This window comes from Candidatus Woesearchaeota archaeon (assembly GCA_018303405.1).
In the GTDB taxonomy this organism is placed as follows: domain Archaea; phylum Nanobdellota; class Nanobdellia; order Woesearchaeales; family JABMPP01; genus JAGVYD01.
Genome location: JAGVYD010000012.1, coordinates 46,836 through 67,259 on the forward strand (window position 1 = coordinate 46,836; position 20,424 = coordinate 67,259).

A 20,424-nucleotide genomic window follows, 5' to 3' on the forward strand; every position below is an offset into this window, starting at 1 on the left:
ATGAAAATCAAAAGACAAAAGGGATTGGAAAATCTTGCATGGGCACTGGCTGCTCTGCTTATCCTTTGTTCTTCATTAGCTGCAGCCCTGCCTGACCTCATTGTGGACTCTGTCTCATCTCCGTCGGTAATCAATACCAGCGCAAATGTCACAATAGAAGCCAACATAAGCAATATCGGCGATTCAAGTGCCAATAATTTCATGAATTTATTTATAGTTTCCCCGACTGTTACATCGCCTTATCTGTATGGACTGAGTGAACCGGCAGTGTATACTGGCTCTGTAGCTGACCAGCCAACTTCAGCCCTGGACTCCATGGGCAACCTGCACATGCTATGGATGGACAGGCGAACCGGAGATCTGGAAATATTCTACCGCATGGAAGATAAGAATGGAAATATCCTAATTGACGACACACAGCTCACATTTTCAGGCACAGATGCTGTCAGGCCATCAATTGCAGTTGACTCAAATGATAAATTGCACATAGCGTGGCAGGACAGGAGGCTCGGCTCACCTCAGATATTTTACAAGAAGCTTGACCCTTCGCTTGATGACCAGGATGGCAGTTCAGCCACTGCTGCTGCCATAACTGAAGTCAGTGATATGCACATATCAATCAATGCCCAGAATGAGCATGGCTCACAGGACTCACAGCCGGCTATCGCAGTAGATAATACCCAGGATGTGCACATTGTCTGGGAAAGGACCGGCGACGAAAGCATCGGATATGCCAAGCTGGATAACGATGGGAATTTCATAATTACCGATGTGAGAATTACAGAGCAATATGGGAATCTGTTCCATTCAGTCCCATCCATTGGCATTGACAGCAATGGCAATGTCCATATTGCATGGAATGAGGTGACCTTCACTTGCGATTATGAAGTATTTTACATGATGCTCAACGGCTCAAATGGGCAGCCATTAATCAATGCGAGCCAAGTCAGCATAGACGATTGCTACGCATCATTTTGGCAGAAGCTGGCAGTGGACTCCTCAAATAATGTGCTCATTGTTGCGGCAGATGAAGGTGGATTGGAAACAAATATCTTCTTTACTGCTTTTAATCCATATGCATCGGGCCTTGATGGGCAGCCGGCAAACCTTACCCTCATTGCCTATTTTCCATTTGGCCCGCTTCTTCCGGATGATGGAATATACAGGACACAGCCTAACATGGCGCTTCTGAATGATAATGCACACATTGCATTCTATGATGAAACTACAGGCGATCAGGAATTGCACCTGGTTGTCGTGGGCCTTTATGGCAACCTTTTGACTCAGGACACACAAATGAGCAATGGCGCCTATGTCACGACATGGACGGGTTGGACTTTCCCTTCAATAGCAGTCAGCAATTCAGGTGATGGATACATCATGTGGACAGATTACAATCCTGGCCAATATTCTATTTTCAGGTCGACTTATAATTTGCCGCAGCCAAGGATATTTGACCAGCAGTTGGCAAGCGCAAATGCCGGGCAGGCAGTGAATGTGCCTGCCACCCTTGATACCTCTGGCCTGGTTGGCAGCTATAATTTATTTGTAATCACAGACTCAGCAAATTCCATCAGCGAGGAAAATGAAAGCAACAACAATCTTTTGTTCTCGTTGCCTGTTATTCAGGGCGCTGACCTAGTAATTGATGTGCTGACTGTTGTTCCAAATGAATCCATAATCTCGGGCGCTGGCATGGTTGTCAACGCAACTGTCAGGAATGCTGGAATTGTTGACTTGTCAGGCCCAATCTTGGTGGATTTCTTCGTGGATGACCTGTTTATCACTTCCACAATTGTTGATACTGTCCTGACATCAGGCTCTTCAATTATAATAGGCGGCATGTGGCAGGCCATACCTGGAGACCATGTTATCAAGGCTGTTGTAAATCCATCCGGCTGGATCCCGGAACAGGACCTGGGCAATAATGAAAATTCAGTAGCGCTCCCATACATAATCGGACCGGACTTGATCCTGACAAACATTAGCTGGATGCCAAATGAGACAATTGCAGCGCTTGGCTCGGTAATAAATTTCAATATCACCATGATGAACATCGGGGGCTCTTCAGTAGAAAGTGGATTTTATGTGGCAGTGAGCCTGAATGATGTATTTGTGGGCAATGCGTATGTGCCGGCATCTGTTGGCAGCCCCATACTTCCAAACGCGTCGCGATCAGTGATTTTTGCCTGGGCTGTCTCCGTGGGCAACAGGACAAATTTGACGGCAAATGTCGATGCGTATAATTACATTTTTGAGCAAAATGAGAGCAATAACCTATTGAAAAATGAATTTCTGCTGCAGGTTGACTTGCCTGATGTAATTGTTTCAGATGTATTTGTTCAGCCCAGCCCTGCCAGGGTCGGCAACCTGCTGAATTTCACAGCAACGGTCACAAATATTGGCGCAGTCACCCTCTACCCTGATTATTATGTGCAATTCCTTGTGAACAATGCATTTGTGCAGAATGTTTACACCACCATCAACATCCCTCCTGGGGCTTCACTCAACATTTCAACAACAGTTAATTATGCCGGGATTTTAGGCTCGCATAATCTCACAGCGAACGCAGATGCATACAACTATTTCCCGGAACTGAATGAGCTGAACAACCTCCGGATGGAAGGATTCAATGTTTCATCGGGCCCAATAATTAATGGTGTTTCACACTATCCGTCTGCAGTTGCAGGCGGGCAGGGATTCAATGTAACTGCAAATGTGACTGATGACAAGGGTGTGGCTTCTGTCGAGATTTATTACAGATATGATAGCGGTCCATTTGCAACAGGCAGCATGGCCTTGGCAGGAGGGGACATTTTCCAGGGTGCAGTCTCTGGGATGGCCAATATCACAAATATATCCTATTTTGTGGCTGCAATAGACACTGATGGATTTTCAACCAATTCCACATTATTCACTGTTTTGATTGATTCAATGCCTCCTGGCTTCGGCAATATCCAAACCTCATTGCCATTGCCCAGTGCCTTGAAGCCTGCGAGGGTCACTGCAAGGATTCTCGACAAAAATGATATTGCCAGCACAATCCTCTCCTATAGCTATGATGGCATAACCTTCCAAAACATTTCCATGGCCAATACCCTGTCTGGCAAGCTGGACGTGTTGGTGCTCGGTGCAGACTCAGCTTCATACCTGAATGATGTGAAGAATAAGCTGCTCCAGTTCAATTTCATAAACAGCGTTGATGTCTTCCAGGCAAATCTTGACACGCCGAGCCTGGCCCTGCTGATGCAATATGATGCAGTCCTGACATGGACAAACAACTGCTATTTCAATAATGTGGCTTTGGGGGATGTCCTGGCTGCATATGTGGACAATGGTGGAGGAGTTGTGACAGGCGTGTTTGCATATAGCGGCGGGTGCCAGGGGCCTGCTGGCAGGTTCTTGTCCAGCAATTACTTTGCAATCCCCTCAAGCACATCTTACACTTCAGGAAGCAGCACTTTCAATATCCTCAAGCCAGGCCACCAGATACTTGACGGATTTTCCGTGCTCAACGTGCTATATTATAGGGCGGCCAGCACAACTGTTGTAGCTGGCTCGGAAAGGGTACTTGACTGGAGCGATAGCAGGGCTTTGGTTGCGACCAGGGATATAGGGAGCGGAAGGGTGGTTGGCTTGGGAATCTGGCCCCCGTCGTCAGATGTCACTGGCTCAAGCTGGAGCTCAGCTACAGACGGTGATGTCCTGATGGCAAATTCATTGCTTTTCACCTCGCCAAAGAATTTGGTCTTCGCCGACATCCCTCCTGCAAATGTGTCAGGCAATGTAACATATTTCATCAGCTCAACTGATGCAGCCGGCAACACCAATGTGTCCCAGCTAAAAATATTTTCCACTGATGCAGAGATTCCAATGGTATCAAATATCAGTTTCATCCCCCCAAATCCAACTTTAAATGATATCATAAGTGTCAAGGCAACAGTGACTGACAACATTGGCCTGAAAAATGTCACAATCAATTACACAGTCGGCAGCCAGCGCGTGGCAAGGCAAATGCTGCCCGGAGTCCAGCCCAACACATTTGTAATAAACATCGGGCCAATTTTCTACAACGAAACAGAATTCATCATCCAGGCCGAGGACAATTCCACCAATCTCAACCGTTCCGATCCTATTTTAATCCCGATTGCCATTCCCCAGATGGGTTACAGCCCATCCTCTGTCAATTTTGCCCAGTCCGGCATCGGGGATTTGCTGTATGAGAACATCTCAATATATAACAATGGGACTGTTAACCTCACTGTGCGGATTTCATTGCCCTCTTTCCTGAAAAATTCATCTGTCGCCTGCGACAGGCCTTTTGTTGTGACAGGCGACAACAATGCCCTCATATTGATGGTGGAGAGCAACCAGGATGGCACATTCAGCCCCCAGCAGCAGGTTGCGGATGAGCCATGGTCCCAGCTGTGGGGATTGGGAATAGGGGATTTTGACAATGACAATGACTGTGATTTTGTAACTGGCAGCAGCACCAATAATGTGTATTATTACAATAACAATGATAACAATGTATTCTCACCTGCGCAGGTGTTGAACACTTATACATCAAGCAGCTATGCAATGGATGTTGCAGTTGAAGATTATAACAATGACGGCAACCAGGATTTCATCCTTTCCGGAAATAACCAGCTCCTATACCTTTTCACAGGGCTCGGGAACGGCTCTTTTGTAAAAACGCAGCTTGCAGATGCCATCACAAGCGCAAGGGGCAAGGACGCCGCTGATGTTGACAGCGACGGTAATATGGACTTTGTCATTGGCACGAGCTCAACAAATCTGTACCTCTACAGGGGCAATGGGGACGGGACATTCAAGGTCAGGGAGACTATCACTCACCCGTACTCGGATGTTTATTCCGTCATCCTGGCTGACTTTGACAGCGATGACAGGATTGACATCATCTCACAAAGTTCCTCGAGCGGTGGAGAGCTCTACTTCCTGAAAGGCAACGGGGATGGGACATTCCAAACCGGAGTCTACACTGGTCAGGATATGAATAATTACCCTCCGGGAGATAATTTTGATTTTGACAATGATGGCAAGATGGACCTGGCAATTGCCACATACACTTCAACATCGTTGAGATGGCTGAAGGGAAATGGCAATGCAACGTTTGTGTCGCCCGCAAATACCATCATTGGCCCGGCACTGGGCAATGGCAGGATGGGAGTGTCAGCACCGACACCAAGGAAATTCATGACAGTAAGGCTGGCCCCCAATTCAGGATATACCCTCCAAATCCAGCTGGACACAAGATTGCCTGGAAATTTCTCTGGAAATGTTACAGTTCGCTCGAATGATCCAATAAATCCAATTGCTGGAATTCCAGTTTCTGCTGAAATCATCGACACCCTGCCTCCCTTAATAGAAAACATCACCAATGTCAGCGGAGTTCAGAATGCATTGCAATCCTTCAGGATAGAAGCAACGGTCAGTGATAATTCCCAGGTTAAAAATGTGACAATGCAATTCTTCAGGGATAATGTGACTCTGACTTATGTCATGGGCAGAAATATGGGCACAGGCCTTTCTGGCATCTACAACGCAACTATACCATACTATAACATATCATCAAATTACACATATTTTATTGTAGCCACAGATGCCGGGAACCTCATGTCAGCTAGCGGTAATTATAGTTTCCAGACAACGACTCCTCCCGCCATATTCAATGTCAGCATAGACCCCCTTTTCCCTGGCCTGAATCAAAACATTGATGTGTCTGCAAATATTACCGACGATAAAGGTGTGCAGTCTGCAATTGTTTTCTACACAAAGCAGGTTGGCGCATTGAACCTGACAGGAATTATCAGCCATTGGGCGGCTGAAAATAATGCTGATGACACCGAAGGAAGCAATAATGGCGCATTGGTCAATGGCGCAGGCTTTGCGCAGGGCAAGTCCGGAGATGCATTCAGCTTTGACGGCATTGATGATTATGTTAATGTTCCGCATGATGCCTCATTGAGCCCATCAACTGTGACAGTCATGGCATGGATTTATCCCACTACACTGTCCGGCAATCATAATGTGGTGTTCAAGGGCGACCATCAGTATTTGCTCCAAATCAGGAACAGCAATGTTCTCTTTGGCTCAAAAGACGCTTCAGGCGCCTACTCTGAATTCCAGGGAAGCCTGCCGCTCCAGGCAAATGCCTGGAACCATGTGGCAATAACCCATAATGGAAGCGTGAGGAGAATTTATGTAAATGGCGCGCTGGACCCAACAGCATCATCCCAGAATGGCCTTTACACCCTTGATGCCAATGCCCTTAAAATTGGCATCCACAATATACTGAGCGAGCCATTTAATGGCCTTATTGACGAAGTCAAAATTTATGGGAGATCGCTGACCAATTCCGAAATAGCAGCAATGTACAATTCAGGCCAAAATGGGGTTTGCTATACTTTGAATGAATGCTTTGACTCTGTTGCAATGGGCAATCTTGGTGATGCTTATAGCGCAACCATGCCCGGCGCGGCGCAGACATTAAGCATGCAATTTTACATCAATGCAGTTGACTTTGACGGATTTGCCACAAACTCCTCACGCTTCAATTTCACAATTGATGGCCAGGTGCCGGGCGTGGCAACAGTGCAGCTTGAGCCGGTTTATCCAAAGCACAGTGACAATGTTTCCGTTACTGCAGATATTGAAGACAATGTGGGAGTCACTGGCGCAACGCTTTATTATAGCTATGACGGCCTGAACTTTGAAAGCATAGTGATGAATTCATCAGGGCAAAACAAGATAAATGTTCTTGTGCTCGGAGCCGATCCATCCAATTATCTAACTGATGTCAAGAATAAGCTCCTTCAATTCCCGTCTATTAACTCTGCTGATACGTACGATGCAACAAGCGGAACTCCGACATTGGGACAGTTAATGGCATATGATGCAGTGATTACCTGGACGGACTATTGCTATTCCAACAGTGTTGCCATGGGCAATGTCATGGCGGACTATGTGGACAGCGGAGGAGGCGTTGTGATGGGCGTATTTGCCTACAATGGCGGCTGCACAGGCCTTGAAGGAAGATTCCTTTCCAACAATTATTATGCCATCCCTTCAGGCACAGGTTCATCCAGCGGCGGCAGCCTTGTCAACATCCTGATACCAAATCATCCGATCTTCAGGGGATTCAATTCCATCTATGTGGATTATTATCGCGCTGCCAGCACATCAGTTGTGGCTGGCTCTGAAAGGGTTGCAAATTGGAATGATGGAAGGGTTTTGGTGGCCACCAGGCAGATTGGCCAGGGCCGGACAGTTGGGCTTGGATTCTGGCCGCCGTCATCAGATGTAACGGGCACAAGCTGGTCTTCATCTACGGATGGCGATGTGCTGATGGCAAATTCCCTGCTTTATGCAGCTGGTTCTGATGGATTTGCCGCCAAAATACCTGCGAGGAACAGCACAGGAAATGTTACCTTTTTTATCAATGCAACAGATTTGGCCGGCAATACAAATGTTTCAATATTTTATTATTACCTGGCAGATGGGGAATCTCCGACAATCAGCAATGTCACTTTCAATCCGGCAGTCCCAAGCGTAAATGATAAAATAAACATCACAGCTGTGATTGAGGATAACCAATTTGTCGGCTTGGCCTATCTCAGCTACTACAATGGAGTTAACAGGACTGTTGTTTACCTAAATGCCACTGGAAATAATACTTACTTTGTGCAGATAGGGCCATTGGCATTGAACCAGACTGATTTCTACCTGCTTGCCAGGGATCCGGCCGGGAATTCAGTCAATACAAGCCCCATGGTCATCACTTTCGCCACACCGCAGATTATCGTTGTGCCATTGGAAATAAATTTCTCCATAGTGGGCATTGGAAATGATGTCAGGGCCAATCTGTCCATAACGAATGACGGGGCAGCTGAATTGATTGCCAGCGTCAAGCTTCCTCATTTCCTGAACGCTTCGCAAAACACTTCGTATGTATCTTCATGCAGCAATGCTTTCATTGTCACCTCCGATGTCAGTGGCCTGCTCGCATATCTTAAAATCAATGGTGATGGGACTTTCGGGCCGCAGACCTCAATTGTCGACGAGCCATGGACCGGCGTTTGGGGAGTTGGAATCGCTGACTTTGACAATGACAATGATTGCGACTTTGTGACAGGGGGGAGCGACAGCAATATCCATTACTACCAGCAAACCTCGCCCTTTGCCTTCGCGCCGCAGGTTTATTCAGGTACATATTCATCATCAGGATATGGCATGGACATAGCAGTGGCTGATTATGATGAGGATGGCAATGACGATTTTGTCATTTCCGGCAATGGTGGAAATGTATACCTTTTCAAGGGAACTGGCTCCGGGACTTTCACAAGCACCCTGCTGGAGGGATTGCCTGCAGCAGGACGTGGAAAAGACTCAGGCGATGTCAATAATGACGGCCACATTGACTTTGTCTCAGCAACCTCAGATTATAATTTATGGCTTTACAAGGGAAAAGGTGACGGGACATTCTTTGCAAGGGAACTTGTCAGCCACCCGTATTATAATGTCTACAGCGTTGTCCTTGCTGATTATGACAACGATGGGAATGTGGATATCATGGCTGAGAATTGGGGCGGCACAGGTGACTTATACTTCCATAAAGGAAACGGGGATGGCACTTTCCAGGCAGAAGTGTATTCAGGCATAAGCCTAAGTGATTATATCCCTGCGGAAAATTATGACTTTGACCAGGACGGAAATATGGACATTGTCATTTCCAGGTACAGCAATTCTGATGTAAGGTGGTACAAAGGGGATGGGGACGGAACCTTCACTGCGCCGGCAAACACGCTGATAGGTGCGCCGCTGGGCAGTCAGCGAATGTCTGTCAGCACGACACCAATTGACACCGGATTTGAAATAATCATATCGCCCAATGAAACTATAACAATAGAATTAAGGCTCGATACCTCGCTGCCACAAATTTTCTCAGATTCAATACTGGTCAAATCCAATGATTTGGAAGCTCCGTCCATTGCAGTGCCTGTCTCGGCAACAGTTACAGATATTACACCTCCTGTTATCTCAAATATCACTTTCAGTCCGGCAGAACCAAAGAATACCGACAGCCTGAACATCACAGCCGTTGTAACTGACAACAGCGCAGTCAATTTCGTGAGCCTGAATTTCTCCAAGAATGGGGAATATTTCCTGGCCAACATGACCCAGTTGTCAGGCAGCCTTTACAGTGCCAATATCCCATTGGGATTCAAGGGCATTTTTACCTTTGAGATTATAGCCTATGATGCCGGCAACAATCTGGCCGAAAGTGATGCATTCATTGTGCCTGTAATCGGGCCTGATGCAGTTGTGTCGCCATTGGAATGGGCCATAGGAGATGTAACAATTGACCAGTATGTTGCGCAGAATTTCACCCTGCTCAACAATGGCACATCCGTATTAAGCGGGCGCGCAGCCTTGCCGGGCTTTGTTGGTGTAAGCGGAAGCCATGATACTGAATGCGCAAATGACTTCATTGTCCAGACACACGATAATGGAAGGATAGAGATAGTGCCGGTGGAAAGCAATGGCTCATTTGCAGCGACGAGCTTTGTTGCCCAGGACTCCTCCACAATCCGCGGGGCTTCAGTTGGAGACTTCAATAGCGACGGGCACTGCGACATTTTAGCGGGCGGCAATGACGACAATGTCAGATATTATGAGAACAACCAACTCCTCCCGCTGACTGGAAGCAGTTTCAAGCCAGGGGTGATAATCGGCACCTACACTTCAAGCGGCTATGCCATGGACACAACTTCCGGCGATTTCAATGGAGACCTAAACACTGATTTCATTCTCAGTGGCAATAACCAGATTATGTATATTTTCAAGGGGCAGGGAGACGGCTCTTTTGTGAGGGTTCAATTGCCAAATGCCCCGACAACCGCAAGAGGCAAGGATTCAGGCGATATAAACAATGACGGCAAGCTTGATTTCATACTTTCCACATCCTCAAGCAATCTTTATGCTTATCTGGGATACGGCAATGGCTCGTTTGCGCCGCCATTGACAATTGCCTATCCTTATACTGACCTCTACGGCCTGGCCGTGGCGGATTTTGACCAGGATGGCTTTGCTGATATCATAACAACAGATTCAGGCGGCGGAGGCGCGCTTTATTTCCTGAAGGGAATTGGGAATGGCACTTTCCAGGCCAGAATTTATGCAGGAATCGATGTGAACAACAACAATGCAATGGACAATGCGCTCATAAACAATGATAGCTATCAGGATTTGGTGATTGTGACCTATTCGAGCCAGACCACGCTCCTGCTCCTGGGCAATGGCGATGGCACTTTTACAAATGCCGGCGTTATCAGCCCTGCCAATGGTCAATACAGGCTTGGCGTCGGGGCGCCGGTGACTTCCCCTTCAATGCCGTTTAACCTCACCATTAATTCATCGGTCACATTTGAAGCTGTGCTTGATACATCCATGCCATTGGATCTTTCTGGCAGGATAATTGCAGTCAGCTCAAATGACCCGGAAAATAGATTAATAGCCATAAACCTCAGCGGAAGGATACTCGATGTTGTGCCGCCTACAATCCATAATATGACTGAGTTCCAGGCTGTCACAAGCACAGGGCAGCCGATACCAATCACTGCTGTTGTTTCGGATGACACACTCATATCCGCAGTGCAGCTGGTTTACAGCGCAAACAATGGCCCTCTCCAATTTTTGGCAATGAACCGGACAGCTGGCAATGCAGCATTCGGCTCCTACAACGCCACAATCCCGGCAACCGGAGTCCCGCAAAACATATCCTATTTTGTCAGGGCAGGGGACATTTCGAATAACAGCGCAGATTCCGCAGTCTTCAGCTATAGGACAACTTATCCACCGACTATAATAAATGTCACTACGCAGCCTTTGAATCCCAAAAACAATACAGAAGTGAATTTTGTTGCGGCAATAACTGATGACAGTTATGTTGTCTCAGCTGCCTTGTCGTTGGGCAATGAGGACACAGAAAAAAATCTCGCGCTTGCAAGCAATGGGGCAACGGCAATTGCAACCAGCACATACAGTGCGCAGTTTGCAGCCTCAATGGCTATTGATGGCTTCCTGGAGGATGGCTCGACACAAAACCACTATTGGCTGACCTCTGATGGCGTGGCTGGCGCGACTTTAACAGTGGACCTTGGCGCAACACACATTATCGATCGCATTATTGTTTATAACATAAGAAATGCCGGCTATTATGACAGGTCAGCCAGGGATTACAGGCTGGGTGTCTCAACCGACGGCATCAATTTCGACATTGTCCAGGATTCTGTCATGGCGCAGAATGACATTGTCAGCCCTTATGCAACAATATTTAGCCCAATGCCTGCCAGGTATGTCCGCTTCTATGAGGACTCTTATTTTGGCAATGGCGGCGGGCTTGCCGAAATCCAGGTTTTCAGCTCGCCAAATTTCGTGGACTATCCAATGACCGACCTTGGAAATGGATTGTTTGAAATAAACATAACTCCAATGGGCCCGACCTCAACCTTCTTTTATTACGCCAAGGCAACAGACAGCGATGGCATAAGCTCATCTTCTGCCAAATTCTCATTCGTGGCAGACGGCGAAACGCCAACTTTGCAATTGCTTCAGGCTGACCCGGCTTACCCTGTCACAGGCAGCAGTGTGAAAATTGGCGCTGTGCTTTTGGATAATGTTGAGATTGTGAACCCCCGAATATCTTACTCTTTCGACAATGTCACATTCTTCAACGATACATTAAGCCTCGACTATAAGTTCCGCGGAGGCATGCCTAATCTTGCGGATAGTGCGAAATCAAGGATAATAGCCGGAAGCACAGATGGCGTTTTCCATATACTTGACAGCTCCACTTTGACAAGGGAATTCTTCAGCGCCAATTACGGCTCCAACAGCGGGATTGGCCTTGCCCTGGCCGATGTCAACAATGACGGGGAGCCTGAGCTCATAACCTCAGATTACACTGCAGGCAACAGCATATACTTCAGGGTATTCAAATTTTCCAATAACACCTACACCTTAAACTCTTCAGCAGGCAGGGTGTCAGAAGGCAATGTGTTTGCGCTCGCCACAGGCGATGTTGACAGCGACGGCATCGAGGAAATCCTGGTGCCTGATGCAACAGATGGCAAAGTCTACATCTTTGGCTGGAATGGCAATGCATATGCCCTTGAGACCAGTTTTGCCGTTGCAGATACGCCAAGGACAATAGAGGTGTTTGATGCAGACAACGACAATGTCGCTGACATAATAACCGGAGATTTCAGTGCCACAGGCAGGATGGTCATTTATGGCTTTAACGGGTTCTTTTACGTGGAAAAATACAGCAGCGGTGACCTGGGAACCAGCATTGCAGGAATCACCCATGGCGATTATGACCATGATGGAATTGATGAGATTGCCGTAGGGTCCCAGGACTTCTTCCATATTTTCAAGTATGAAGGTGGCACCTTCTCTGAAGTTTTCAGAAGTGCGGACCTGGGCACAACAATTACGCCGTCAGACAGTGCAGACTGGGACAATGACGGAAACATTGAACTGCTTGTTGGAAGGGATGCGACCGGAAGCCTGCTGGTTTACCAGTTCTCAAATAATAGCGAGTATGTCCTGGAATATTCCGCAAGTGCCAGCACAGACCTCAATTCACCTAAATTTGCCGATGTATTTGGCGATGGCCAATATGAAATCGTGGCTGGCGCGGGCGACGGCATAGTGAGGGTTTATTCTGCAAATTCAGGCTCCCCGATAATGGCCAGCCAGGACCTTGGCACAAATGTTGGCGGTTACCTTGGAGATGCGCTTTTGGTAACGACGCCGCAAAGGCATGTAAAATCCTTGTCTACAGTGAACCAGACAGGGGTTTATGTTTCTATAACTGCCAATGATCTCGCGGGCAACGAGCTTGTCTCTCCATACTCCCAGTTCAGGTTTGACAGCCAGGACCCAAACATTGATTCCTTTACAACTTTCAGCAATAATGTGAATTACCTGGCGCCGGCATCCATTTATGCAGGAGTCAGCGATGACATTGGCGTGGCTGACGCGATTTTGTACTACAATCTGGAGAATCAGTCCGAAAAAAGCCTTTTCATGACAAGGATTTCTGGCACCTCAGCCAATGGCACATATTTTGCCAGGATTCCAGCTACAGGAAATTCAACATCTGTCACCTATTGGATTCAGGCAATTGACATGTCTGGCAAAAAGTCAGTCACGCAGAACAGCACTTACTATGCATCCAGCTCGCCGGTCATTGCAAACATTACACAGGTTCCTGCCTATCCGGGCCTGGACATGGTCATAAATGTCAGTGCAATCATTACAGATGACACATCTGTAAGCTCAGCGCTCTTGTCATACTCATCAAATGCAACTGGCGCTTTCAATCTCAGCATGATTCCATCCGGAAGCCTCTACAGGGCCGCAATCCCTGCCTCCGGCACAACTGCAACCATCACTTACAGGATTATCGCAAATGACACTGACGGATTTATTGCGATGTCTGATTTGAGAATGGCAATAGCCGATGGCGCGCTTCCAACATTCAGCCCGCCAACAAAGAGGCCGTCAACACCAACCGCTCTTGATGCCACAAATGTCTCTATTATTGTCAGCGACAATGTGGGAATTTCCTCGGCCAGGCTGTATTATTCCTTTAACAGCAGTGCATTTGTGCCAGTTGCAACCACGGCAAAAGCAGCAAATTACAGCGGCTTGATTCCAGCTCCTGGCGCCTCGGCCCTTGTGAGATTCCTTTTCGAGGCTGTTGACTTCAGCGGCAACAGGGTAAATTCAAGCATGTACAATTATACAGCCGGCAATGTTGATTTCAGGATTACTGGAATTGTTTTCACAGGAGGGGCATATGAAGGCGGCTCTGGAATTGCCAATGTCTCAATACAAAATATTGGCACCGACGGAGTCACAACACCTGTTTCAGTCTCGGCTTACCGGGACGCTTTATTCCTCGGCAAGAATTATGTCGCTGGCTTGGCCGCAGGAGAGACCAAGTACACCTCATTCAGTGTGAATTTCCCCACAGGAATGTTTGGAAACAGGACATTGAATGCAACAGCTGATCCAGATAATGCTTATAGTGAGAGCATGGAATCAAACAATGCTTTCCTAGCCATTGTGGAAGTTACCCGGGATGTCTCTCCGCCAGTGTTCAATAGCATCGTGCAATCGCCGGCAAATGCCACAGAGAATTCCGGGACCGTGCAAATCCTCATCAATGTCACTGATAATGAGACAGGGATAAATGTTGCAAGCGGCAGGCTAAATTACATTATCGGCGGAATTGAAAGGTCTGTAAGCCTGACAAACTTCAATGGATTGCTGAGAGGATTGGTGAACGAGAACCTCAACCTGTTGCAGGGCCTAATCCTGGAATACAATGTAACAATCAATGACCAGGCAGGCAATGGCGCTTATACAGCCACTTACAGCGACCTCATTGACATCATTAACGATGCACCGCAGGTTTCAATCACATCACCGACAGCATCGTCAACCTTTGACGCAGGCGGGCCAGTTAATTGGACAATAACAGATGAAGATAGCAATGCCTTCAATTCAACAATCTATCTTGAAAAACCGTATGTCACTTTGCAGCCTGGCTGGAACAGACTTTTGATAAAGGTTGACCAGGGTTCTGGCGCATGGGGATATTATGTAAGGCTGGCACAGCTTGACAACACGCCCTACAACCTAAGCCTGGGCTTTGATGGCGTATCCGCCAGTGCAACACCTGATGCAAGCGGGTTTATCAGGGATTGGCTGCTTGCAGGCCCGTATGACAATGCCGGGGACGCCAAATTTGACGTGGACTATGTTAATGAGAGCACGATTATGCCAGCAGCCGGACTGAACAGTTCAGGCAAAACATGGTTTGTGCGCCAGGATCCGGATGCGTACATTGACTTGTACAGCATTTTTACATCTGCAAGTGACCAGATTGCTTATGGATTCATCTATATATACTCTGAGAATCTGAGCCTGGCCAGGATTAAAATCGGCAGTGACGATGGCGTGCAGCTTTACCTGAATGGTGAAAGGATTTTGTACAACCATGTCCACAGGGGCGCGTCGCCTGACCAGGATATTGCCAAAGAACTGGAATTGATCGGTTCGACCAATGACAACAGTTTCCTGTTTGACACGCAAGCTGTTCTTGATGAAAGATACAGGGTTGCTGTGGATGTCAGCGATTCACTGGCAACCACAAGGGCTTATTCACCCACTTTCACAATTGACCATACTGCCCCATACAGTGTTACATTGGTGTCGCCGATAGGCGGCGCCCATTTGAATGCGCAAAGCATATCATTCGCATCAGTAGCAGTGGATAATGTCAATCCCACTTTATTGTGCAATCTCACAATCGATGGAGCAGTTGCAGCAACAGATTATTCTGTGCCAAACGGCCTTACTGGATATTCACCTGCCATCAACGGGCTCTCCAACGGATATCATGAATGGAATGTGACCTGCAAGGATGGGACAGGCCAGTCTGTGAGCAGCGAAACCAGCAGCTTCCTCATTGACAGGATACCGCCGCAGGTCAATCTTATCGCTCCGGAAGAGAACTATACAAATACAAATTCCGAAGACGACATAAATTTCACATTCGAAGTGTTCGATGAAAGCAGCCCATATCTAAATTGCTACCTTTCAGTCGCTGGAGCTTATACTTTCAACATCAATGCGACATCCGGGGCCAACAGCAGCAAGCTGGTTGAAAATATCAGTGTTGGGTCTTACTTGTGGAATGCTTACTGTTATGATATTGCAGGCAATTCCAATACAACTGGCTTGAGGAATTTCACAATCTTTGGAGATGTGTCAGTAGACAGTGTCTCATTTAATCCCGCAATACCATTGCAGGGGACATCAACCCAGGTTAAGGTCGCAGTGAGCAATCTTGGCAATTCAACTGCAAGGCCCATACTCAGGGCGTATAATGAATTTGGAACCCAGTTAGCCATGACACAATTGAATCTGCCTGTGCTGCCCGTGGGGTCCGGAGGACCAGCCTCAGTCAATTGGACTTTCTCATGGAATCTTGCAGGGCTTGGTTATGGCGCCCATAACATAACAATCATTGCTGATATGCCCTATGACACAGATACGGCAAACAATGCATTTATCGAAACACTGTCAATAGAGCAGGATACAATCGGGCCGGATATTTCACCTATTGCAATCACTCCTGCAAATGTCACAGAAAACACCAACGCCGTGACTTTTTCGACCACAATTACGGATAACGCAGTGGGTATCGCGACCTCCAGTGTCTACCTGAATGTTTCAGCCGGCAATCTGTCAATCGGCAAGTTCATGACTGGCTCTTCAACATTTACTGCCATCATCACATCAGCTGAGTTTGACTGGGATGCGTCCCAGGGGGAAACATTTGCTGCATTTGTAACTGCGCAGGACATAGCAAACAACACTGGCTACTCGCCAATCAAGCTCGAGTATGTCGATATAATCAACGATCCGCCAGTTGTCAAGCTAAATTCGCCAAAGGCAGCTGATACGCCAACAGGCGCCTATCCAATCATGTTCAGTGTGGATAATGACGGGGAGGGTTATGCCAATTCAAGTGTCTATTATTGGCAGCCTTTCTCATATGCAACACCATATGAAGTGAACAGCAGCCTGTATTTCTCACAGGGCCAGTGGAATTTGATTGGAACAATCAATACACTTTCCACGCTGCAGAATGAAACAATCAATGAAACCCAGCTATGGGGCACATCGTTGCTGAATGGCTATAGCAAGATAAGGATTGTGGCAACAGATGGAACTTATCAGGCCATAAATCTCAGCGATGCGTTTTCAATTGATAATACGCCGCCAACTGCATACTTTGAAAATGCGCTCGGTGTCGGAAGCAGGATAATTGGCCCGAATGGAAGGGTATTCGGATTTGCAAATGGCACATTCAGCAACATTGCAGGCGTGGCCATGAATGACTCCAGGTTCCACATAACATTGTCGCCCGCCGGGCTGAGACTGGGGCAATTTGAATTTGAGTCAAATGAGACAATCAGCAGCAATCTGGATTTGAGGCTTACGGTTATAGACAGTGCAGGATTTGCCTTTGACTTGGCCGATTCATTCAGCATTGACAGCACGCCTCCTGTGATAGTCAGCAGCGCAACAGGCAATGAGTTCACAAATAATTACATTACGATCAAAATCAATGCAACAGATGCCAGCGGCATTGCCAGTGCCACAGCCTTGGTTCCAACAGCTTACACCTTTGCAAACATCTCACTGCTTGTGGACGATGAGGGCTTCTTTGCCGGCACATTCAAGGGGCCTGCCCTGCCGGGCAGCTACAGCATTGAAGTGCGCGCAACCGACAATGCTGACAATGGCGCAGTGTCATATTTCATGATGGACGTGCTTCCAGGCCCGGACCTGGAAGTGAAATCCGAGGGTATTTCCTTTAATGTTTCAAACACAACGCCAATTACAGGAAATGATATCTTGGTCAGCGCGCTTGTTTCAAACCTTGGCCTGAAGGACGCCCTTAATTTCAATGTCACATTCAAGGCAAGCAATGCTGTTATCGGAAGGGCGCTGATGAATCTTTCAGCAAATAGCAGCAGCACAGCAGAAATAACATGGGATACATCTTCATTTGCCGGCACACTGGATGTTTCAGTCCTGGTTGAGAATGCATCAGAAATTTATGAGTCGAATTACAGCAATAACCTTGCCAGCGTCCTGTTGTATGTTGATGGCCCTGATTTGGCCGTGGAGCAGGTCACAATCTCGCCAAATACGCCTATCCTGTCCGGCGAGACAAGGCTTGTGACAGCAGTAATCCAGAACCTTAAGCCTATTGATGCGGAAAATGTCCGGATTAGCTTCTATAACCATAACATATCGTTGACAGACAGGGTTTATTTCACTTATGTGGATGTCCCGGCATCATCTTCAATAAATGTGTCAATGATTTGGCAGACAGCCGGGCTATATGGCAACAATTCAATCATTGCATATGCAAATCCGGACAATATGCCTGCTGATCCCGACCCAAGCAACAACATCAATTTTGCAGTCGGCCAGATGACAGAATACATACCGGAACAAATCCCGGACATTCTCATATTCCCGCCGCGCATACTTCCGCCGCAGCCAGGCGAAAAGATCAGGGGCGTCACAACCAATAATTTTGATGGGGACCTCAAGCCTGATGTAATTTTGGGAACCCAGAGCGGCAAAGTGTATTTCTACCACAATGAGGGCAGGACAACAGTCCAGGATGACAGGCTGAACTCTGTCAACTTCACTCCAAGCATCTTGTTCGATTTGGGGGAAACCTCATGGGGCATGGCAAGCGCTGATGTTTATTTCGATGATTTCCCTGAGCTGTTTGTCGGCACCGCAAGCGGCAAGGTCATAATGTTCAACAATACCAATGGCACCTTGGCCGGTGAAAACCTTACTGTGCTGCAGCTGCCTGGCCAGGCATACGGAATTGCGCTCACTGATTTGGACAACGACAATCTCTTTGACATTATTGTCTCGGACCAGCAGGGCCATGTAAATGCATTCCTGAACAACGGCACCGCGGGGCACATTGACAATGAGTCATTTGTGCTTTTCCAGATTCTGACAACCAGGGACCAGCCGTTTGGGCTGACAACCGGGGATTATGACCTCGACAATAAGATTGACATCTTTGTAGGGGACAGGCTCGGCCAGCTGGAAAAAATCGTCTATGAGCCTGTGCTCAACAAGTATACTGGCTACCTGTTCGCAGATATTGGCTCTTTTGCCCACGGATTGACCTCGGCAGATATTGATTATGACAACAAGCTGGATTTGTTCACAATCGGCTTTGACGGAAATGTGAACCTGTTCTACAGCAGGGCAAGCGGCCTGACAGTTGACCCATTGCTGATTGGCAATGTCCCGAATGCCCTGGGGCTCACATCAGGCGATTATGACAATGACAATGATGTTGACCTGATTGCAGTTGGCGACGATGGCAATGTAACCTTGCTGCTGAACACAATACGCATCAAGAAGAGGATTTACCCAGAAAATGTGGACATTTTCGGCGGGCTGCCGGGCTTTGATGCGTCCAAGGCCGCGGCAGTGTCCAGGCCAATCTTGGTTGACACTTGGATACAGAACCCATATATTAGGTCGCTATTGGAGCCAAAATTATACGAGCAATGGAACGGCACAATGACCTTCATGGAAAAATCCTATGTAATCTTGAGATGGACAGATGATGGCTATGAAGTTGATTTCCTCGGGGACATGTATTTCTATGACACTCCGAAGAGCAACGCCACGCATAATTTCAAGTTCTGGTTCGGTTTCCCGAACAGCGTGTGCGAGAAAAAATGGCCAGTGAACCAGTTTGAGCCGCTTTCCTGCACATCAAAATATTCAACAACAGCAGTTGGGACGCTTGGATTGAACAATAAGTCCAACAACTTTTATGTGACAGATGTGTTTGACATCTTCTCGCACTCAACGCAGATGAAGGGCAGGGAGAGCTTCAAGTACCAGTATAGGATGATGATTGACAATCTCACTCCTGTAACTGCCATCACTGAGCTCAACTATACGCTCGAAGGCGAGTTCAAGACGCCAAAGACAAGCTATATCCTTAGCGGGTCTGTTACAAATCTCAACGACATAACTGCAAATGCCAAGAACATAAACCCGACAAAATACAAATTGGACAGGGATTATCGGGACTCAGAAACAAGGCTGCCGGACCATACAGTGCAGGATATCACTTTCAGTTATCAGGAGCCGTTGACTGCCAATGAGTACATGACAGTCCAGGCGCATTTGCATAATAATGGCAACGTCAATGTCGACAAAGTAAAATTGACGATATTGCTGAACGGCGAGCCTGTGAAATTCGGCACGCCTCAGGTGAATTATACCGTATTCAATATAGCTGGCTTGGGCTCGAGCACTGTTAATGTCGGCGCCTATGCGCCTGTCACATTGGACGGGGCACTGAATGTCACAGCCATTGTCAACCCCTTCCTGGATGACAAGGAAACAGATTACAGCAACAATGAGCGCACGGAGAGCATTCAGATTGTCCCTGCCACTGACCTGGTCTTGGAGGAAATGCACTTCGAGAACAACAGGCCCATTGAAGGGGAATTGGACACGCTGTATGTCACAGTGAGGAATATTGGCCCCAATATCAGCTATTATGCTGATGTTTTTACCATGGGTTGGACAAGTAATATCCCATACAGCTTCTCATTGAGCTGCGACCCATTGAGCCAGTATTTCAATCCATCCCTTTGCACAGGCTCTCTAAGCATATTTTCATATCCATCAAAGCATATTGGCAATCTGGGCCCTAATGAAACCGCAACAGTTTCCTTTACCTATCAGCTT

1 protein-coding gene (cut by a window edge) is annotated in these 20,424 nt (G+C 47.3%); it reads left to right on the forward strand.

Annotated features, from left to right (window positions below; all coding sequences use genetic code 11):
- Nucleotides 1-20,424: the 5' portion of a VCBS repeat-containing protein gene (locus J4227_04630; GenBank protein ID MBS3109786.1), read on the forward strand. Its footprint extends 11,589 nt past the window's final position; the window shows 20,424 of its 32,013 coding nt (coding positions 1-20,424); the start codon lies at nucleotides 1-3; the stop codon falls past the right edge of the window.